The 19,466-nt window shown below is 70.5% G+C and carries 11 protein-coding genes, 12 tRNA genes and 1 pseudogene; 20 read left to right on the forward strand and 4 right to left on the reverse strand.

Going from position 1 to position 19,466, the window contains the following annotated elements; translation table 11 throughout:
- The first annotated feature begins 5 nt into the window (after window positions 1–5).
- The 15 genes from NAEX_RS17240 (at window position 6) to NAEX_RS50340 (ending at window position 9,769) form a co-directional block, all read left to right on the forward strand.
- Window positions 6–1,238: a hypothetical protein gene (locus NAEX_RS17240; RefSeq protein WP_096328586.1), complete on the forward strand. Its 1,233-nt coding sequence runs from the start codon at window positions 6–8 to the stop codon at window positions 1,236–1,238.
- Window positions 1,232–5,800: an RHS repeat-associated core domain-containing protein gene (locus NAEX_RS17245; RefSeq protein WP_096328587.1), complete on the forward strand. Its 4,569-nt coding sequence runs from the start codon at window positions 1,232–1,234 to the stop codon at window positions 5,798–5,800. The genes NAEX_RS17240 and NAEX_RS17245 overlap by 7 nt, the downstream gene beginning before the upstream one ends.
- Window positions 5,778–6,512, forward strand: coding sequence for a hypothetical protein (locus NAEX_RS17250; protein WP_096328588.1), 735 nt, complete (start codon window positions 5,778–5,780; stop codon window positions 6,510–6,512). Before NAEX_RS17245 ends, NAEX_RS17250 begins: the two co-directional genes overlap by 23 nt.
- Before the next feature lie 1,175 nt (window positions 6,513–7,687).
- Window positions 7,688–7,758 (forward strand) — tRNA-Ile (locus tag NAEX_RS50320).
- Between the two features lie 176 nt (window positions 7,759–7,934).
- Window positions 7,935–8,005: transfer RNA gene (locus NAEX_RS17255), tRNA-Asn, on the forward strand.
- A 238-nt stretch (window positions 8,006–8,243) separates the two neighbouring features.
- Window positions 8,244–8,317 (forward strand) — tRNA-Asp (locus NAEX_RS17260).
- Window positions 8,318–8,458: 141 nt separating this feature from the next.
- Window positions 8,459–8,529, forward strand: a tRNA-Gly gene (locus NAEX_RS17265).
- A gap of 213 nt (window positions 8,530–8,742) precedes the next feature.
- Window positions 8,743–8,815, forward strand: a tRNA-Thr gene (locus NAEX_RS50325).
- 11 nt (window positions 8,816–8,826) lie between these two features.
- Window positions 8,827–8,898 (forward strand) — tRNA-Val (locus NAEX_RS17270).
- A gap of 120 nt (window positions 8,899–9,018) precedes the next feature.
- Window positions 9,019–9,090: transfer RNA gene (locus NAEX_RS50330), tRNA-Arg, on the forward strand.
- 164 nt (window positions 9,091–9,254) lie between these two features.
- Window positions 9,255–9,327: transfer RNA gene (locus tag NAEX_RS17275), tRNA-Arg, on the forward strand.
- A gap of 21 nt (window positions 9,328–9,348) precedes the next feature.
- Window positions 9,349–9,420, forward strand: a tRNA-Trp gene (locus NAEX_RS17280).
- Window positions 9,421–9,530: 110 nt separating this feature from the next.
- Window positions 9,531–9,602 (forward strand) — tRNA-Ala (locus NAEX_RS17285).
- An 18-nt stretch (window positions 9,603–9,620) separates the two neighbouring features.
- Window positions 9,621–9,691: transfer RNA gene (locus NAEX_RS50335), tRNA-Glu, on the forward strand.
- A 5-nt stretch (window positions 9,692–9,696) separates the two neighbouring features.
- Window positions 9,697–9,769 (forward strand) — tRNA-Pro (locus NAEX_RS50340).
- Window positions 9,770–10,008: 239 nt separating this feature from the next.
- Here the strand turns inward: NAEX_RS50340 and NAEX_RS17290 are convergent.
- Both NAEX_RS17290 and NAEX_RS17295 read right to left on the reverse strand, forming a co-directional pair.
- Window positions 10,009–10,344: a cupin domain-containing protein gene (locus NAEX_RS17290; RefSeq protein ID WP_096328589.1), complete on the reverse strand. Its 336-nt coding sequence runs from the start codon at window positions 10,342–10,344 to the stop codon at window positions 10,009–10,011.
- 286 nt (window positions 10,345–10,630) lie between these two features.
- A pseudogene (locus NAEX_RS17295) lies at window positions 10,631–11,432 on the reverse strand (alpha/beta fold hydrolase).
- Between NAEX_RS17295 and NAEX_RS17300 the strand changes: the two are divergent.
- From NAEX_RS17300 to NAEX_RS17310, 3 genes are all read left to right on the forward strand, one after another.
- Entirely contained in the window at window positions 11,314–12,165 is an 852-nt protein-coding gene (locus NAEX_RS17300; protein ID WP_096328590.1) for an alpha/beta hydrolase, read from the forward strand. The pseudogene NAEX_RS17295 and the gene NAEX_RS17300 overlap by 119 nt on opposite strands.
- Before the next feature lie 185 nt (window positions 12,166–12,350).
- Window positions 12,351–13,427, forward strand: coding sequence for a terpene synthase family protein (locus NAEX_RS17305; RefSeq protein ID WP_096328591.1), 1,077 nt, complete (start codon window positions 12,351–12,353; stop codon window positions 13,425–13,427).
- A 54-nt stretch (window positions 13,428–13,481) separates the two neighbouring features.
- Window positions 13,482–13,931, forward strand: a complete 450-nt coding sequence (locus NAEX_RS17310) for an ExbD/TolR family protein (protein WP_170135793.1) — start codon at window positions 13,482–13,484, stop codon at window positions 13,929–13,931.
- Window positions 13,932–13,942: 11 nt separating this feature from the next.
- Here NAEX_RS17310 and omp85 read toward each other — a convergent pair whose 3' ends face one another.
- A complete protein-coding gene (gene omp85 / locus NAEX_RS17315) occupies window positions 13,943–15,301 on the reverse strand; it encodes an Omp85 family outer membrane protein (protein WP_096328593.1) in 1,359 nt (452 codons plus the stop codon).
- A gap of 57 nt (window positions 15,302–15,358) precedes the next feature.
- On the opposite strand from omp85, the gene NAEX_RS17320 reads away from it, so the two are divergent.
- A complete protein-coding gene (locus tag NAEX_RS17320) occupies window positions 15,359–16,684 on the forward strand; it encodes an MFS transporter (protein WP_096328594.1) in 1,326 nt (441 codons plus the stop codon).
- Between the two features lie 2 nt (window positions 16,685–16,686).
- Entirely contained in the window at window positions 16,687–18,150 is a 1,464-nt protein-coding gene (locus NAEX_RS17325) for a pyridoxal phosphate-dependent decarboxylase family protein (RefSeq protein WP_096328595.1), read from the forward strand.
- Here the strand turns inward: NAEX_RS17325 and NAEX_RS17330 are convergent.
- Window positions 18,120–19,232 (reverse strand): TauD/TfdA family dioxygenase, encoded by a 1,113-nt coding sequence (locus NAEX_RS17330; protein ID WP_096328596.1) that lies wholly within the window; start codon window positions 19,230–19,232, stop codon window positions 18,120–18,122. The two genes, NAEX_RS17325 and NAEX_RS17330, sit on opposite strands and share 31 nt — an antisense overlap.
- Between the last annotated feature and the right edge of the window lie 234 nt (window positions 19,233–19,466).

A 19,466-nucleotide genomic window follows, 5' to 3' on the forward strand; every position in this document is an offset into this window, starting at 1 on the left:
ATTTCATGCAAGCCGTCCTCGCCGAGCTCGAGTCCGTGCTCGCCGGGCTGGTCGAGCGCGACCTCCCGGGCGCCCTCGTCGTCGCCTGCAGCGACGTCGAGACCCTGTACCTCGCCCAGGTCCTCGCGCGCCTCGACGAGCGCTCCGAGTCCGACCTCTTCCTGACCTTCACCGACGCCGCGCCGACCGCCGCCGCGCTCGTCGACGCCCTCGCCGACAACCTCGCGCTGCAGCAGGCCAACCTCGCCGAGCTGCTCGGTCCGGCGACTGCGCTGCCCGCTCTGCCTGCCCTCGCGCGCGACACCTCCCGCCCCCCGGCCGACCGCCTCGCAGCGCTGGTCCATCACCTGCTCGACCTCCTCCCCGCGGGCGATCACCGGCTCGTCCTCGCCGTCGTTCCCTCCCGGCTCCCGGCCGACTTCTCCGGCGAGCTCGCCGGACCGCTGCTGCGCCGCCCGCAACACCCTCGCCTCCGCCTGGTGCTGCGCGACGATCGGGCTCGCCCGGATCACTTCACGTCCGCGGAGGCATGTCCCGATGAACATGTCCTTGCATACAGCCTCGACCTCGCGCCCGCGGACGCCGTCGCGGCCGCGGTCGCCGCCGCCCGCGACCCCGAGCGTCCGGCGGCCGCGCGGATTCAGGCGCTCATGGAGCTCGCCTACCTCGACCTCGGCCACGGCCGCCTCGCCGACGCCGCGCAGAAGTTCTCCGGCTGCGCCGAGTTCCACGCCCGCGCCGGGAACCCTGCGCTGGCCGCCCTCGCCCTCGCCGGCGTCGGCGACGTCCAGCGCGCCCGCGGTGATTTCGTCGCCGCCCGCCGGACCTACGAATCGGCCCTGCTCGAAGCCGCCGCGACCCCGGCGTTTCCGGTGACCTTGCAGGTCGTCCTCGCCCTGGCCGACACCTGCCTCGCGCTCGCGCAGCACGCCGACGCCGAGGCCTACTATCAATTGGCCGACTTGCTCGCCGGCAAGCTGCTGCGCCCGCACACCCGCGCCGACGTGCAGGAGTCGCTCGGCGTGTGTCGCCTGGCCCGCGGCGCCGGCGACGAGGCCGCCCGCGCGTGGGAGGAGGCCGCCGAGCTCTGTCGCGTCATCGACTACCCGCAGCGCCTCCACAGCCTCCTCGGCCGCCTCGCCGCCCATCACGAGCCCCGCGATCGCGCCCGCCAGCGCACCTGTCTCGAAGAACAGGCCGCCCTCGCCGCTCGCCTGAAGGAGGCCCGGTCGTGCTGATCGTCGGCGGCCAGATCCGCCCCGCCGCGGACACCACCGTCTCGAGCGACGAGACGTCCGGGATCCTCATGAGCGCCCTCTACGAGGTCGTCGACGCCCGGGCCGCGCCGTTCATCGCCCCGCGCTCGGCGGCCGAGCAGCAGCGCCGCGACGCCGAGACCGCGCTCGCCACCGCCACCCGCTTGATCGGCGGCAGCCTCGCCTGGCTCAACGTCCCCGTCGAGCTCCTCGGCACCGGCTTCGCCCTCCTCACCGCCCCGCTGGGCGCCGCCGCCCCCCCGCTGCCCGCCGCCACCCTCGCCTCGCTGCACCTCGGCATCCCGCACCTGCACTCGCACCCGCCGGCCATGCCGATCCCCTTGCCGAGCTTCGGCCCGGTCGCGCTCGGCGGTTGCACCTCCGTCCTGATCGGCGGCCTCCCGGCGGCCCGCGCCGGCGACCTCGGCGTCTCGATCACCTGCGGCTCGCTGGCGCCGCCGTTTCAGGTGATGACGGGCTCGAGCAAGGTGTTCATCGGCGGCAGCCGGGCCGCGCGCTCCCTCGACATCACTCGCCATTGTCAGACCCCGTTGCCGCCCGCCGGCGCTGCCGCCAAGGTGGCCGCCGGCGCGCTGGCCAGCCTCCCGCTGGCCCTCGGCGCCGCGTCTGCGGTCCTGCAGCGCCAGCAATCGCGCGAGAGCGAGCGAGAGAGCCGCGAGTACGCCGCCATGGGCGACACCACCATGGCCGCGGCGATGGCCGAGGTCAGCGCCGGTCAGGCGCTCGGCGCGACCATGCAGGCCGCCCAGACCGCCGTCGACGCCGTCGCCCTCGCGGCGCGCCTCCTCATGGGCAAGGATCCCGGCACCCCGCCGTGCTTCGGCGCGCTGATCACCGGCGCCTCCGACGTGCAGATCGGCGGCTTTCCCATGCCGCCCTGGCGCGTCACGATCGGCGCCCTGGGAAAGCTCGCGCGCGGCCTCAAGTCGAGGCCGCGCCGTCACGACCTCGCCGACGGGCTGCACGCCCGCGCGCGCGGCAACTTCAAGCCCGGGCGGATCGACAACGCCCTGCCCAAGCGCTTCTGCTTCCTCACCGGTCATCCCGTCGACGTCATCGCCGGCCGCGTCATCACCGACGACGTCGACCTCGAGCTTTCCGGCCCGCTCCGCTTCGGCTTCGAGCGCAACTACAGCTCCACCTGGAGCGCCCGCGACTCCGTCGTCGGCCACGGCTGGTCGCACAGCCTCGATCAGGCCGTCTGGGTCGAGCACCGGCAGCTCGTCCATCGCGCCGAGGACGGCCGCGAGCTCTGCTTCGAGCTCCCTCCCGGCGCGCGCCTCGACCGACCGCTGCGACTGTTCGACCCGCGCAACCGCCTGACCCTCACCGGCGACGGCGACGGCCGCTACACCATCGAGGACGCCGCCGGCCGCCTGCACGACTTCGCACCTGTCCCCGGGGACACATCACCCGAGCGCGGCAACGCCCGCCTCGTCGCCGTCCGCGCCCGCGCCGGTCACACGATCGCCTGCGACTACGACGCGCGCGCCCGCCTGCATCGCGTCCGTGACAGCGCCGGCCGCGAGTACCGCCTCACCTACGATCGCCGCTCGCGCCTGCACCGCGTCTTCGCCCCGCACCCCGACCGGGAGGGCCTCGTCCGCCACGTCGAGTACCGCTATTCACCCGAGGGCGACCTCACCGAGGTCGTCGACGCCCTCGGTCAGACCACCCGGTACGCCTATCACCGCCACCGCCTCGTCCGCCACACCCTGCGCACCGGTCTCAGCTTCCACTTCGAATACGACGGCCCCGAGCCCGGTGCCGCCTGCGTTCGTACCTGGGGCGACGGCGGCATTTATGATCATACCCTCGTCTACGACAAACAGCGGCGCGTCACCGTCGTCACCAACTCGTGCGGCGAGCCGACCGTCTACGCCGCCGGCGGCCGCGGCGAGGTCGTGCAGATCACCGACCCGCGCGGCGGCGTCACCCGCTTCGAGTACGACGAGCACCTGCGCAAGACCGCCGACGTCGACCCGCTCGGCCGCGTCACCCGCTACGAGTACGACGCCCGGGGCAATTGCACCCGCCTCGTCGGCCCCGACGGCGCCGAGCTCCGCGTCGAGTACGGCTCGACCGGGCTCCCGCTCGCCGCGATCGACGCGCTGGGCGGCCGCTGGCGCTACACCCACGACCACCTCGGCCGCCTCGCCGCGCGCACCGACCCGCTCGGGCAGACGACCACCTACATGTACGAAGGCCCGCATCTCGCCGCCGTGATCGATCCCGCAGGCCGTGCCGCGCGCTTCTTTCACGACCCCGCGGGCGACCTCGTCCGCGTGCAGTTCCCCGACGGTACCGCCGAGGCGTGGGCCCACGATCGCCGCGGACGACCGATCGCCTGGACCGACGTGCGCGGCAACCTCGAGCGCCGCCGTTACGACCTGCTCGATCGCCTCGTCGCCGTCGAGCTCGCCGACGGCGACCGCCGCACCTACGCCTACGATCCCGAGGGACATGTCCTCAAGTTCAGCGACGCCCACCGAGACGTCCACATGACCTACGCCGGCATGGGCTGCCTCGTCGCCCGCACCGAGGCCGGCGCCACCGTGCGCTACACCTACGACACCGAGGAGCGCCTCACCGCGATCACCAACGAGGCCGGCGCCGTGTACCGCTTCGAGCTCGACCCGGCCGGCGACATCAAGGCCGAGCACGGCTTCGACGGGCTGCGGCGGATCTACCGGCGCGACCTGGCAGGCCGCGTCACCGAGGTCTTCCGCCCCGGCGGCCTCCGCACGGCGTACGCCCGCGACGCCGCCGGTCAGCTCACCGGCGTCTTCCACTCCGACGGCAGCAGCGACGCCTTCACCTACCGCATCGACGGTGCCATGCTCGAGGCCGTGCACGTCGAGCCCGACGCCGAGCCGGTCGTCCTCCGCTTCGAGCGCGACGCCCTCGGTCGCGTGGTCCGTGAGTCGCAGGGCGAACACTGGGTCGCGCAGCTCCTCGGCCCCGACGGCCTGCGTTCGCGCCTGCGCTCGTCCCTCGGCGCGCGGGTGCAGCTCTCGCGCGACGTGATGGGGTCCGTCCTGCGCATCGACGCCGGCGAGCGGGCGTGGTGGGCCGAAATTCACCGCGAGCCGGGCGGGCTCGAAGCCCGCCGCGACCTCCCCGGCGACATCCGCACGCGGTGGCAGCACGACCCGCGCGGCTTGCCCACCGAGCACACCATCGAGCGCGTCACACCTGCGCGGCTCGGCGCCCGCTCGCACACCTTCGCGCATCATCAGCGCCGCCACTCCTGGGCCCCCGGCGCGCGCCTCGGCCGCGTCGACGACCTCTACCGCGGCCGCATCGAATACGAGCACGACGAGCGCGGCTACCTCGTCTCCGCGACCTATCCCCAGGGACAGGTCGAGCTGCGCCTCCCCGAACCCGCCGGCAACCTCTTCCGCGACTACGAGCGGCGCGGCCGCACCTACGGTCCTGCCGGCCAGCTCCTGGCGGCCGACGGCAAGCACTTCGAGTACGACCGCGAGGGCAATCTCATCCAGACAATCGACGGCGATGGCACCTGGCGCTACCGCTGGACCGGCAGCGGCAACCTCGCCGAAGTGCGCCGCCCCGACGGCGAGCGCGTCACCTTCACGTACGACGCCCTCGGCCGCCGCGTCAGCAAGACCACCAAGAATGGGCGCACGCGGTGGCTGTGGGACGGGGACGTCCCGCTCCACGAGTGGACGCTCGCGCCGGACGCTCCCGAATTGCCGCCCTGCCAGCGCGCGACCGACCTGGCCTCGCGTGAGCCCGTGGAGCGCCGCTTTCCGTGTGCCGACGAGCCCGAGCTGCTCACGTGGATCTTCGAGCCCGACACCTTCACGCCCGTCGCGCGCCTGTCCTCGCGCGAGCGCGAGGCCGCCAGCCTCGTCGCCGATCACCTCGGCACCCCGATCGCGGCCTTCGACGGCGCAGGCCGCCCGGTCTGGTCCGCCGAACTCGACGTCCACGGCCGGATCCGCGACCTCGCCGGCGACCGCCGCTTCTGTCCCTTCCGCTACCCCGGTCAGTACGAGGACGCCGAGACCGGCCTCTACTACAACCGCTTCCGCTACTACGACCCCGAAGCCGGCCAGTACATCAGCCAGGACCCGCTCGGCCTCGCCGCCGGCCTCGCCTTCTACGCTTACGTCCCCGATCCCCTGAGCGCCTTCGATCCGCTGGGCTTACACAAGTGCGACAAGAAGATCCGGCAGACACGTCCCCTGGATGACCTCGACATCGAGCACGCCTGGAGCCGCCACGCCGGGGAGCTCCTCGGGGGCACGATGGCGTCGCACGTCCATCGCTCGGCTTTCGTGTCCATCCTCGACCGCGCGCGGCGCAGCGGGCTCACGTTCTTCTCCCACTCCGGAGCATCCGCCACGATTGCTCACCTCGCCAGGATCGACGGCAAATACATCGTGGTGCATTTCTTCCGGGACGGGCCGCAGGCTGGCAAGGTCGCCAGCGCGTGGCGGCCGAGCCAACGTCAGCTCAGGACTTATTTACGGGATGCACGCCGAGACGGCCCATAGGAGCGCAATGAGACGGCAAGGAGAATTCTACCCGGTCATCACCCTCCTCGCGGACGACGACTTCGATCGTCACATGCGAAGAGTCCTCGGCTTCCACACGGCTCGTGGGTGGCGCATCAAGCGAGCACTCGTGGTCCGCAGGGAATCGATGCCGGTGGAGTTCAAGTCGCTCTCGGACATCGAGCGTGATAGAGGCGAGTGCGCCGGCGATCCTCCGCCCGACCTCACACCGATCGAGGTGTTGCTGGATCCGCCCCGCGCCCTCGGGCGCCAGGGCGCCCACGAACGGCGCGCCCAGCTCGGAACCAGCGTCATCGGCTGTTCGGCGTCGGAGCACGCAGTCGAACTCCAGCTGACGAAGGAGAGCGGCGCGAAGAGCCTGGCGTCCCTGCGGGAGCTCGTTCAAGCTCTTCGCCCGCCCGTCGCCGCGCTCGGCTCCTCGCTGTTTCGCGGTCCATCCCTGGCAGAGTTGCGCGAGGCGACGAACTCCTTCCGGGTCGAACTGGAGAAGATCTACCTGTCCCGTGAAGTACTCGGAGACAAGGGTAACGGCCCTTTCGCCGACCTCGAGGCCGTCGCATGGGAGGAGGGACTCCTGGTCTCGGGAAACCCAGGGGAGGTCACCAATCAGTGCTGGCCAATTTTGCGGAAATGGGCCTACTCCGTCACGCCGGCAAGCCGACCGTCGGGACGGGCGTACCGGTCCGGATAGCAGGCGGTCTCGACCGAGCTCGCCTCCAGCTCAGGCGCTTTGCACAGGATGCGCTCGGGATGCCGGTTGTGGAGCGGCTGAAGCACGCCGAGCTCTACTACGAGCTCTTGAGCAACATCGCCAAGACGCTCTTCCTGGCAAAGTGCGAAAGCGCCTGCTCTTCGCGCTGATCCGAGCGGATTGGTCCGACGGGTCTTCGGAAGGCATCCGCGTCCATGCTCACCCTCCTCGCGCTCATTCAACCGCTCGAGGGCGCACCCGAGTGGCTGCTCCGAGTCGCCAGCCGACGACATGACTCCGCCTACGCAGAGGCCCTCCGGAGCTGCACCGCCAGCACGCGCACGAAGCCGGCCATCGACCGGCAGAGCGACCTCAGCGACGCTCGACTTCGGCGGTGGGCGATGTTCCGCGGTCGGCCTCGCCCTGCCCTTGCCATTGGCCGCGCAGGGCTCATGTTCGCCCTGCTCGTCCTCATTCGTGCATTCCTGGGGGCCCCTATGGAGCGGGTCCGACCTTGCCGTGCCCCAGTCCGAGTGCCGGCGATACCAATCGATACATTCTGATTCGATAAGATAGGAGTTTGCCCCGGCGCTCCCCGCCCCCTCGCGGTCAACCTCTTGAAATCACGCGCTTTGCCTCCCGGGTTGACTCCTGGCCTGCCGCGTGCTCAAGTGGGTGCAAGGACCTGCGTCATGGCACCGATCGCCGTCACCACGAAAGATACGCAACAGCCCGTCGCGCGAGACGCGATGGGTAAGCGTATGAGGCCGTGGCGACGTGGTCGCGGGTGCTGAAGCAGAGCACTGCAATCGTCCGCGGCCACGAAGTCGGCGAGCGTCCAACTGGCGGCAAAACGAACCGCCGCCAGACGCTCAGTTCGCGGCGCGCCGGTCCATCGTCTCGTCCGCGGGCTTCTTCCAGGTCGCCCTCGCTTCCGGGTGCGGAAGTCCGGGGCCCCGCCTCGGGTCGGCGTCTGAAGGCGCCGGCATCGGCCACACCGGCCGGGTTCGCGTCTTCGACGCGCGCTGTTTTACAACGGAATCGTGGAAGAGGAAGAGAAGATTGCGTCGTCGGGCGGCCCCGACCCTCGGCTCTGACCCGAGGCTTGCTGGATCGACACCAGCCGGCGCAATTCATGCCGCCGCCGCGACGTCTCGTCGAGGCCGCGACATCGGGGTGCCGTGGCCGAGTGACAGGCAGCGCTCTCATAAGGCGCCGTACGCAGGGTCGTTACCTGCCGGCACCATCCCTATAGACAGAATTCGGGCTGCGAGCGAAGGCGCTGGCGAACCCTTGCAAGGTTCGTGTTTACATCGGGGGCGGTACCCGAGCGGTCCACTGGCGGCGTAACGGCGCCTGTTACGTCACAGCGAGCGTTCAGCAACACACACGGCGGCCGGGGCCGTGCTCGCACCGGCATCTGGGAGCGTCGTCTAATGGCAGGACAGCAGATTGTTAATCTGCCTGCGCAAGTTCGATTCTTGCCGCTTCCGCGCCTGGGCCGATGGGACAGATGGATGTCCGGCGGATTCTTACCCCGCTTCAGGTTGGATCGTTACCAACTCGGCTCGTATCGCATTTTTGAGCCACCCTGGGCTCCGGCCAGGACGGGAATGGGGCGGACTTTTAATCCGCATGCCGAGCGCGTGCGCTCGACCGAGTTCGACTCTCGGGGAGCTCATATCTTACGATCTACGTATTTCGGTGGCCTCGCCGTCTCGGGGCCGTATTGCCGCCGTAGGGGAGCTGGAGTCCCCGCCTCGTTGTCAGCGAGGAGATCGCGGGTTCGAACCCCGCCGGTGGCGTTTGCGTCGGGACGCACGCAGGGGCGCGCGCGGCGTGCTACGCGAGGCTTTGAACCTCGCCAGGAGAGTTCGAGCCTCTCCGCCCCTTATGACTCGTGAATCTTCCGCCGTCTCGAATCGTATGCGAATCACGGCTCGTTCGCCGGTGTGGCCCAGTGACCGGGCGTCACCCTTCCAAGGTGAAGACGCGGGTTTGATTCCCGCCATCGGCTCTCGCGCGTCCCCGCCGCGTTGGTTCGAACTCTGCAGCTCAGGTCTTGTCAGTGAGACGCGTGGTTGCCTTCCACGAGGGCCCGGTGCGACCCCGGGGAGCTGCTCTATCGTGAATCATTGCCCTTGCTCCAAGGGAGGGCGCTGCTTGGTATGTAGCGCAGTCCGGGAGCGTTACCCGGCGAGGGCTCCGCCGCCGTCCCTCGTGGACCCTTGCCCCCCAAGCATCAATGGTGATGCGCCGCCCTCGTAGCGCGGAATCGCCGGGTTCGATCCCCGGGAGGGGCTCTCCTCGCTCCGGTCCAGGAGCTCCCCGGTCGAGCGCCTGCATGACGCGCAGGAGGTACGAGGTTCGATTCCTCGATGGGCCAATCGGAATATACGTCAGTTCTGCTCTCGTGGTCTAGAAGATAGGGCCCAGGTCTACGGAACCTGTGACGGTGGTGCAATTCCATCCGAGAGTACTATTCCTCGATGTTCGATCCCTGCTCGCTCTCGTGGTCTAGAAGATAGGGCCCAGGTCTACGGAGCCTGAGACGGTGGTGCAATTCCACCCGAGAGTACTTCGAACGATGCATGGCCTCGAAGTGTATCAGATTGCACACGACCGTCCGAAGGTCGAGGACCGGGTGCGACTCCCGGCGGGGCTGCCACGCTCGCGTCGCTCGGCTCGACGGGCAGCTCGCGGCCTCGACACAGGCGGCGGTCGAGGCAGACCGGGCGCCGAGCTCGCGTAGCTCAGCCGGATGAGCGTTGGTCTTCTAAACCAAGGGACGCAGGTTCGATTCCTGCCGCGAGCGCTCTGGACGAAATCATCATTCAGGGGAGAGGTGTTGATGGTGACATGCGGGACTCCAAATCCTGCGAACCGGGTTCGAGTCCCGGCTCCCCTGTTGGGCTAAAGCTCGTGAGAAGAGCGGTGCTCTGTGACAGCACAGGTGAGGGGGCGGAACCCTCTAGCCCACTCGCGCCCGGATGCGCGCCATCGTCGGTCGTCTTGCAAGCCCGCGTAGCTCGACGGGAGAGCGGCGTTCTTGCACATCGCAGGTCGGGGGCTCGACACCCTCCGTGGGCATGTTTCAACACAACAATCGGCCCTGTAGTTCAACGGCAGAATTCCGCGCTCTCGACGCGGAGATCGGAGATCGTCACTCCGCAGGGTCATTCGACGAGGTGAAGGCTTGCTGGTAAGCCGCATGCTCGGGGAGCATGAGGTTGTGCGTTCGACTCGCACCACCTCGATTGATAGGAACATTCATCGACGGAGACGAATCGCGGAGTGCGAGGCGTGTTTCGGGAACACGTAGGCGGGGTGCGACGCCCCGGTCTCCGACCAATGCCGGGCCCGGACCGCAGAGTCATGCTGCGGCTCGAGGCTCGTTTCCGCGTCAGTGGACGGTGCCACACCTCGTCTGATGAGCGAGCCCTTCGGAGTTCAACTCTCCGGGCGCGGACTTCCACTTCTCTTCCTCTTCCACGCGTCACGAGCCTGGCGCCGGCGTCGGCTCGGCCGGAGCGGGCGTCGCCTTGACGATCAGGTAGCGCAGCGGGGCGTCGACCCGCTCGTTGCGCAGCTCGAGCGTCGAGCGGAACGGCAGGAACACTACCGTCCCGGGGCCGAACGGCTGCGCGCGGCCGTCGACCGTGGCCTCGCCGCAGCCGGTCAGGCCGATGACGATCTCCGAGTCGCGCTGCTGGACGTGACGGCCGACGTGGCCGCCCGCCTCGAGCACGCACGAGAGCACCGACGTGAACGGCGGCGCGGGCTGTCCGGCGAGCAAATCCCAGACGAGCACCTCGCCGTGACCGCCGAACATTGCCTGACGACGCGAGGGGGGGCCGTGACCGATCTGCATGGCCGAGCGTACCACGCCTCGCGTCGGCGTGATGGTCGTGACTGAGCAGCACCGCGTCGAAGCGGCCGAGCGACGCCGGGCTGGCCGGCGTCTCGTAGCGCTTCTCCCTGGCGAACCATGAGCGCGGCGTACACCACGGCCCGAAGTCGTGGGTGCTGCCCTTCGCGTCGAACACCGGGTCGGTCAGGAGCCGCGTCTCGCCGACGACGATCGCCAGCGTTCGCGGTGCCGAGGTACCTCAGCTCCATCACGACGCCGCGCGGCTCTGCAGGAACGCCAGCAGATCGGCGTTGACGCGGTCCTTTTGCGACGTCGGCAGGCCGTGGTCGCCGCCCGCGTAGACCTTGAGCTGCGAGCCCTTGACCAGCGTGTGGGCCGCCTGCGCGCTGGCGCCGATCGGCACGATCTGGTCGTCGTCGCCGTGGATGAACAGCGTCGGCACGTCGATCTTCTTCAGGTCCTCGGTGAAGTCGGTCTCGGAGAACGCCTTGATGCAGTCGAGCGCGTTCTTGAGGCCCGCCTGCATGCCCTGCAGCCAGAAGCTGTCGCGCACGCCGTCGGACAGCTTGCCGCCGGGGCGATTGGCGCCGTAGAACGGCGTCGGCAGGTCCTTGAAGAACTGCGAGCGGTCCGCCTCGACCGAGGCGCGGATGCCGTCGAACACCGCGAGCGGGAGGCCGCCGGGGTTGGCCTCGGTCTTCAGCATCAACGGCGGCACCGCCCCGACGAGCACGAGCTGGGCGACGCGCTTCGTGCCGTGGCGACCGACGTAGCGGGTGACCTCGCCGCCGCCGGTCGAGTGGCCGACGAGCGTCGCTTGCTCGAGGTCGAGGTGCTCGATCAGCTGCGCCAGAATCGTCGGCGTAGGTGTCCATCTCGTTGCCGTCGTACGGCTGGCTCGAGCGGCCGTGGCCGCGGCGGTCGTGGGCGATGCAGCGAAAGCCGTGGGCCGCGAGGAACACCATCTGGTCCTCCCACGCGTCGGCCGTCAGCGGCCAGCCGTGGCTGAACACCACCGGGCGGCCGGAGCCGCGCGCGGTCCTGGTGATCGTCCACGGGTTCAAGGCCCACGGCGGCCTGTACGAGTGGGCCGGCGGCCGGTTCGCCGAGCAGGGGTTCGCCGTCTACGCGCTCGACCTGCGCGGGCACGGGGTGTCGGAGGGCGACCGGCTCGAGGTCGGCAAGTTCGGCGACTACACCGACGACGTCCACACCCTGGTGAAGCTGGCCAAGGCGCGCAACCCGGGCCTGCAGGTGTTCCTGTTCGGCCACAGCGCCGGCGGCGTGATCTCCAGCATCTACGCGCTCGAGCACCAGGACGAGCTCGCGGGCTTCATCTGCGAGAGCTTCGCCCACGAGGTGCCGGCCCCCGACTTCGTGCTCGCGGTGCTCAAGGGCCTCAGCCACATCACCCCGCACGCCCACGTGCTCAAGCTCGAGGACGAGGGCTTCTCGCGCGACCCAGCGGTGGTCGAGGCGATGAAGAACGACCCGCTGGTCGAGCGCAAGGGCTACCCCGCATACACGGTCGCCGAGATGGTCCGCGCCGACGAGCGCCTCAAGCGCGAGTTCTCGCTGATCACCCTGCCGGTGCTCATCCTCCACGGCACCGAGGACCGCGTGACCCTGGCGCGCGGCAGCCAGCGCTTTTACGACCACGCCGGCTCGAAGGACAAGACGCTCAAGCTGTACGAGGGCCACTACCACGACCTGCTCGCCGATTACGGCAAGGAGGGGGTGCTGGCCGACATCGTCGCGTGGATCGACGCGCGGATCCGCTGAGCCCACGGCGCAGCTCGAAGCACGGGCGCGACGGCCTCCGTCGCGCCCGTTCGCGTTCGTGACTCTTCGGACGTGGACCTCGCCGACGTCCGCGCAATTGATCTCACCCCCGAGGGGCACTGATGTCCTCGAGCACCGGACGACCGAGCCGCGAGTCGGCGAGGCCGGAGGCTCGAGGCACTACCATGATTGCTTACGACTACCCGAATGTCGCCGAGCGCGTCGAGCTGATCCCCGCCGCTCGCCTCCACGATCGCGCGCCGGACGTGCCGGCCGCGTTCCAGCTCAGGTTCCCGCAGCGGTGGCGTCCGCGGCAGCTGCTCAATCCCCACGCCGACCGCATCGAGCGGCGCACGCTCGCGTGGCTGCAGACCTACGGCATCGGCCGCGACGCCGACGAGCGGGAGAAGCTACGCAAGTTCAACTGCGCGATGTACGGCGGATATTCGCTCCCCGTGGCCGACTTCGAGTCGGCCCTGCTCGTCACGCAATTCATCTGCCTGTGGCTGTTCTGGGACGACATGCTGGTCGAGGAGGAGCTCGGCTGGGACATCGGCGAGGTCGTCCGCGCCTTGACCGACGACGCGGCGCCGGCCACCACGTCGCGCTACGTCGCGGCCTGGGCCGACATCGGCCGGCGGCTGCGGAGGGCCCGGAGCGCCGAATGGTTGCAGCGGCTGGGCGCGACGATGCGCCAGTGGATGGAGAACGCCAAGCTCGAGACCGGCCTGGCGCGCGCGTTCAAGCGCGGCAGCTGCCCCGAGTTCGTCGCGGCCTTCGACTGCCGGACCGTCAGCATCGGCATGTATCCGACCTTCCACCTGATCGAGCACGCCGAGGGCGCCGAGCTGCCGGCGTCGTTCCACGAGCACCCGGTGGTGGTCGAGCTCAAGCGGCTGGCCTCGCGCCTGGTCGGCCTCGGCAACGACCTCGGCGGCCTCGCCAAGGACATCGACCAGCGCTGGCTGAACCTCGTGCTGATCCTCGGCGAGCGCTCGTCGCTGCCGATCGAGTCGGCCTTCGCCCGCGTGGTCGCGCTGCACAACGAGGACGTGCAGATCTTCGACCGCCTGTGCCATGGCCTGCCGAGCTGGGGCCTCGAGACCGACCGCCACATCGACCGCTGGCTCCGCGCCGTGCGCTACAACGTCCACGGCTTCACGCTGTGGGAGTCGACCGCCGAGCGCTACCAGGAGCTCAAGGCCATCGTCGGCGACAAGCTGCTGGTGGCCCCGGTGGTGGAGATCCACGAGGCCGGCTGAGCCTGTCCTGAAAGACGGTACCGCCAGGCGCCCGGCCGTGCGATGCTCGCGGGGATGCCTCGCCCGCGCGCCCTGCTCCTCGGCCTCTGGCTCCCGCTCCTCGCCTGCGACTCCAAAGCCGTCGAGGCGCAGACGGCCCACATCCAGGCGCTCGAGGGCAGGTTACAGCGCGTCGAGGCGGAGGCCGCGGCCCTGACGGCGCGCGTGAAGCTCCTCGAGGACGAGCGGCTCCGCCAGCCCCCGCCGCAGCCGCCGGCCGGCGCCGCGGCGAACATCGTCGTCGAGGTCACCGCCGACGGCCTGCGCGTCGGCGACGAGACCGTCGACCTCGACCGCTTCCAGGCCCTGCTGCGCGAGCGCCTCGTCGCCCGGCCCGACCTCTCGCTCCACGTCAAGGCCGACACGAGCGTCGAGTACGCCCGCGTCATCGAGGTCATGGACCGGGCCAAGGCCGCGGGCGTCGCCAAGATCGCCATGGTCGCCGACCCCGCGCTGAAGCGCTGAGCGCCTGGCCTTCAGAACACGTGGCCGACGTCGACGTAGAAGCCCTGGGACCTGTCGGTCGGCGAGTAGGCGCCGTCGAAGCGGACCAGGAAGGTCTCGCCCCAGCGCACGCGCAGGCCGCCGCCGGTGCCGAGCTTGAAGCTGCCGCCGTCGATGCTCCGGCCGCCGAGCTCGGTCCGCCCGAAGTCGGCCCAGATCCGCGCGGCGTCGAGGAACGCGACCGCGCCGACGGCGAAGTGGTTGTTCTTGATCGTGAACTTCACGAACATGCTGCGCACCTCGAGGTTCTGGATCAGCTTGATCTTGCCGGCGTAGCGCTGGCGAGGCACCCCGCGCAGCGACCAGCCGCCGCCCGGGCCGTCGCGGGGCATCAGCGCGCCGAAGCGCGTCAGCTCGTAGAACGGCGCGTCGCCGGCGATCACGTCGGCGACCCCGCGGACCGCGAACGACAGGTACTCGCCGATGAACGACTTGTACCACGCGCTGTTGAGCGTGAACGCGGCGTAGCGCAGGCCCTGCTGGACCCCCGGCGAGGCGCGCACCGTCAGCTCCGTGAAGGTCCCGCGGGTCGGCGTGTACTCGTGGTCGCGGGTGTCGAACAGCGCGCCGGCGCTGAGGACCACGAGCGCGTGCGGATCTGTCCCCTGGAGCAGGTTGCCCAGCGCCTCGCCGTCGGGCGTGTCCGTCGCCTTGAGGGCGATGTCCTGCTCGAGCAGGCTGCCGGGGTACGGGCGGACGATGTTGTAGGTCGAGTTGAGCCCGACCAGCGCCTCGATGCGGCGCCGCTGCAATACCGTCGAGCGGTCCCACACCTTGATGCGGGCGTTGAACAGCAGCAGCGGATAGATGTGGTCGAAGCGGTGGTGGCGACGGGCGGCCTGATAGGCCATCAAGTCCTGGTCGGGGTCGATGCCCTCCCACGGCTCGGTGGCCACCGAGTCGTTGCCGAACCCGTAATAGCCGGTGTTCGCGAACTTGCGGAAGCCGACGCGGGCGGTGATCCGCAGGCGATCGCCGGCGAGGCCGGGGAAGTCCATGTTGAGGTAATCGTCGTGGAACGGCACCTCGATGCCCTTGCCCGGGGCGCGCTTGGCGTTGGCCGACAGCAGCAATTCGAGGCGCCAGCGGTAGGGGCGATAGCCGGGCGAGAAGCGAGCCACGCTGGCGATGACGCCGAAGCCGAGCCCGAGGTCGGTGTCGTAGCTGAGGGCCGGCAGCGCGCCGACCTCGATGCGCTCCGGCTTCGGCGGCCCTTTCGGCTTCTTCGGCTTTTTGACCCGCTCCTTGCGCGCCTCGGCGACCGGCGCGTGCGTCAGGGTCGCGCACGCGACGAACGCGGCCAGCAGCGCGGGCAGCCGGCGGAGGCACATTGCATATATGTCCCCGAAGACAGGTGACGCGCGGGCTCGCTGTGGTAAGGTCGGCGCGTGTCGAGCTCGCCCTTGAAGCGCTCCCTGCTCCTGGCCTACGCCGCGGGCTCGATCGGCTCGGGGCTGTTCAGCACCGTGCCGGGCCTGCTGCTGCTGTTCTACCTCACCGACACGCTCGGCGTGGCCGCCAGCCTCGCCGGCCTGGCGATCCTGCTGCCGCGGATCTGGGACATCGCCACCGACCCGCTGGTCGGCGCCTGGTCCGACCGCACGCGCTCGCGCTGGGGCCGGCGCCGGCCGTTCCTGCTGGCCGGCGCGCTGCTGCTGCCGCCGGGCTTCATCGCCCTGTTCTCGGCCCCGGTCGGCGACCCGTCGCTCAGCTTCGCGTGGGTGCTGCTGGCCTTCATCTGGGCCACCGGCGCCTTCACGCTGTTCCAGATCCCCTACGCCTCGATGCCGGCCGAGATGACGGCCGATTACCACGAACGCACGCGGGTCGTCGCCCATCGCATGGCCTTCCTGCCGATCGGCATCCTCGCCGGCGGCGCGCTGGCGCCGATGCTGATCAAGGCCAACAGCGGCGGCCCGGCCGGCTATCAGGTCATGGCGGTGGCGCTGGCGATCATCGCCGCGGTCGCCATGCTGGTCGCCTTCTTCGGCACCCGCGACGCACCGCAGCTGCCCGCGCCGGTCGAGACGAGCGGGTTGCGCGAGCAGATCCGCGTGGCCCTGTCGCATCGGCCGTACCGCCGGCTGCTGGTCGGCTTCGCCGTGCAGAACATCGGCGTCGGCGCCATCCTGGCCGCGGTGCCCTACTTCTGCCACTACACGCTGCGCGGCGGCGAGGCGGCGGTCACGGCGCTGTTCGTGTCGCTGGTCGGCCCGGCGATCGTCGCCATGCCGCTGTGGCTGGCGGTGTCGCGGCGATTCGGCAAGCGCGTCGGCTACATCCTCGCGGTGGCGGTGTTCGCCGCGTTCGCGCTCAGCCTGCTCGTCGCGGCTCCGGGCCGCCTGGCCCTGGTGGCCGCGCAGGTCGGGCTGCTCGGGGTCGGCTTCGCCGGCCTGCAGGTGTTCCCGTTCGCCATGCTGCCCGACCTCATCGACGACGACGCGGCCGCCACCGGCCAGCGCCGCGAGGGCATCTTCACCGGGCTGTGGTTCGTCGGCGAGAAGGGCGGCCTGACCCTCGGGGCATGGCTCGTGAGCCAGGTGCTCGCCGCGACGGGGTTCGTCGAGCGGCGCGCCGGCGAGCTCGTGACCCAGCCCGAGGCGGCGCTCGTCGGCGTGCTCGTGGCCACCGCGGTGGTCCCGGCCGTGTGCGCCCTGCTCAGTCTCCCCTTGCTGTTTCACCACGTCGAATCTGCCAGGAACCGAGCGACCTGACCATGAAGCTGCCCGAGACCGGATGGACCCGCGACCAGATCTTCACCGCCCTCGCCGAATTGCGTGCAGGTGACTTGCCGACCGAAGGCGGTGCCGCCTTCGCCTACGTCTACGACTCGGGCGAGCGCGCCGCGAGCGAGCTGGCGGCCGAGGCGTACCGCCTGTTCCTCGCCACCAACGGCCTCGACCCGACGGCCTTCCCCAGCCTGTTGCGGCTCGAGAACGAGGTCGTCGGCTTCGCCGTCCGGCACCTCGGCGGCGGGCCCGAGGCGGCCGGCTCGTTCACCAGCGGCGGCACCGAGAGCCTGATGCTCGCGGTCAAGACCGCGCGCGAGTGGGCCCGCGAGCACCGGCCCGAGATCACGGCGCCGGAGATGATCGTGCCGGCGACCGCCCACGCGGCGCTGCACAAGGCGGCCCACTACCTCGGGGTCAAGCTGGTGCCGACGGCGATCGACCCGGTCAGCTTCCGCGCCGACGTGGCCGCGATCGCGGCCGCGATCACACCGAACACGATCCTCCTCACCGCCTCGGCCGCCAGCTACGCCCACGGGGTGGTCGACCCGATCGCCGAGATCGGCCAGCTGGCACTTCAGCACGAGCTGCTGTTCCACGTCGACGGCTGCATCGGCGGGTTCCTCCTGCCGTACTTCCGCCGCCTCGGCGCCAAGGTCCCGGCGTTCGACCTGGCGGTCCCCGGGGTCACGTCGGTGTCGATGGATTTTCACAAGTACGCGTACGCGCCGAAGGGCGCGTCGGTGATCGTGTACCGCGACAAGGCGCTGCGCCGGCACCAGATGTACGCCTGCGCCGGCTGGACCGGCTATACGGTGGTGAACCCCACCGTGCAGAGCACCAAGTCGGGCGGGCCGCTGGCGGCCGCGTGGGCCCTGCTGCGCGCCGTCGGCGATCAGGGCTACCTCGACCTGGCCCGAAGGACACTCGAGGCCACGCGCGCGATCGTGGGGGCGCTGCGCGAGATCGACGGCCTGCGCGTGCTCGGCGAGCCGGAGATGAGCCTGGTCGCCTTCACCGGGGAAGCGCCCGGGTTCCCGCTGTTCGCCCTCGCCGACGCGATGAAGGCCCGCGGCTGGCTGATCCAGCCCCAGTTCTCCGGCTTCGGCTCGCCGGCCAACCTGCACCTCACGATCAGCGCCGGCCACCTCGCGGTCAAGGACCGCTTCCTCGCCGACCTGCGCGCGGCGGTCGCCGAGGTCCGCAGCGCCCCGCCCGACCCGGGCCTCGGCCTGCTGCTGCAGGCCGCCGCCTCGCTGGACTTTTCGAACATGTCCGAAGAGGCATTCATGCAGGCGCTCGCGCTCGCCGGGGTCCAGGGCGGCCGCCTGCCCGAGAAGATGGCGACCATCAACGGTCTGCTCGACGCCCTGCCGCCGGCGGCCCGCGAGGCCGCGATCGTCGCGTTCGTCAACGACCTCTACACGCATGCCGAGGCCGCTTCGGAATGATCGGCAGGATCGAAGTAGATGCCCCGTAGCCAGCGCGGGCCGGTGAAGCCGGTCCGCGCGTGCAGCGTGCGGTGGTTGTCGTAGACCAGCCAGTCGCCCGGCTGCAGCCCGACCCGCACGTGGTGCCGCGGGTCGCGGACCAGGCGGATGAAGCGGTCGTGCGCGCGGTAGAACTCGCTCATCTGCGCGAACGGCAGGCGGTGCGGCGCGAGCGTGAAGTAGGAGCAGCGGACGAGGAAGTCGTGGTCGCCGCGGCGGGCGACGATCGGCGAGTCGACCACGCGGGCGAAGTTCTGCTGCTTGCGGTCGAAGCGGACCGGCACGGTCGCCAGCAGGTCGGCGGCGCGGGCGTCGTGGGCCTCGAGGTGACGGAAGGCCGCGCGAGCGTCGGCCAGCAGGTTGTCGCCGCCCTGGTCGGCCGCGCGGATGCACTGCAGCACCTGGTAGCGCGGCGGGCGGTCGAGGAACGGCTGGTCGGTGTGGAGGTGGATCGGCGCGTCGGTGTAGCCGAGCTGGTCGGTGTTCTGGTTGGTGGTGTTGTCGGTGCGCAGGTCCTCGATGCGCCCGAAGTGAGTCGCCACCGCGCGCAGCCCCGCGGCCTCGAAGGCGGTCACGAGCGCCTCGGTCTGCGCCTCGGGGGGCGTGCTGTCCGAAGGGTCATGTCGCACGACGGCCGCGCCGCGCTCGCGCACGCGGGCCAGCGCCGCGGCGATCCGGGGCCCGAGCGGGAGGTCGACGGCGGACACCTCGAGCGCGGCCAGATCGGCGGCCGGCGGCGGTACGTCGACGCGGTCGCGCGCGTAGGCGTGCGCGTCGAGCCACGCCAGCGGGTACAGGCTCTCGTGCCCGTCGGGCTCCCACACCACCAGCAGCGCGTCGCCGGCCAGCGCCGCCACCCGCGGGCGCACGTCGTCGGGCAGCTCGGACGAGCAGCGCGTCCGCTCGCGCGTGTGCGGGTGACGCTCGCGGTCGCAGTTGTGGCGCAGCCAGCGGTAGTGAAAGTCCGCGGTGTGCCCGCCGCCCAGCGGCACGCGCAGCCAATCGCCGTGGAGCTCGACCGCGTCCCGGAGTGCATCTGTCATTCTGAAACAGTCTTCAGCAAAATGGATAACCCCGTCAAGCCCCGAATTCGCGGCCCTGACGGCGCTTCACGGGAGGCCGCCGGGGCTCGATCGCCCGCGCCCTCGTCCTCGTCGACGATCACCGCCCCGGTGTCGCCGTCGACCCCGACCTCGCCGCGTGGCTGCAGGCCGTGCCAGCGAACAGGAGGAGGACCTCACGATGACGTGCATGCCAGCAGCATGGCGCTCGTGGGG

The sequence above is a fragment of the Nannocystis exedens genome (assembly GCF_002343915.1).
GTDB classification, from domain to species: domain Bacteria; phylum Myxococcota_A; class Polyangia; order Nannocystales; family Nannocystaceae; genus Nannocystis; species Nannocystis exedens.

Bases quoted from the DNA above. Each gene is read 5' to 3' on its own strand.
- NAEX_RS17240 (WP_096328586.1), top strand. From the start codon at position 6: ATGCAAGCCGTCCTCGCCGAGCTCGAGTCCGTGCTCGCCGGGCTGGTC.
- NAEX_RS17250 (WP_096328588.1), top strand. From the start codon at position 5,778: ATGCACGCCGAGACGGCCCATAGGAGCGCAATGAGACGGCAAGGAGAA.
- NAEX_RS17290 (WP_096328589.1), bottom strand. From the start codon at position 10,344: ATGTTCGGCGGTCACGGCGAGGTGCTCGTCTGGGATTTGCTCGCCGGA.
- NAEX_RS17300 (WP_096328590.1), top strand. From the start codon at position 11,314: ATGCAGCGAAAGCCGTGGGCCGCGAGGAACACCATCTGGTCCTCCCAC.
- NAEX_RS17305 (WP_096328591.1), top strand. From the start codon at position 12,351: ATGATTGCTTACGACTACCCGAATGTCGCCGAGCGCGTCGAGCTGATC.
- NAEX_RS17310 (WP_170135793.1), top strand. From the start codon at position 13,482: ATGCCTCGCCCGCGCGCCCTGCTCCTCGGCCTCTGGCTCCCGCTCCTC.
- omp85 (WP_096328593.1), bottom strand. From the start codon at position 15,301: ATGTGCCTCCGCCGGCTGCCCGCGCTGCTGGCCGCGTTCGTCGCGTGC.
- NAEX_RS17325 (WP_096328595.1), top strand. From the start codon at position 16,687: ATGAAGCTGCCCGAGACCGGATGGACCCGCGACCAGATCTTCACCGCC.
- NAEX_RS17330 (WP_096328596.1), bottom strand. From the start codon at position 19,232: ATGACAGATGCACTCCGGGACGCGGTCGAGCTCCACGGCGATTGGCTG.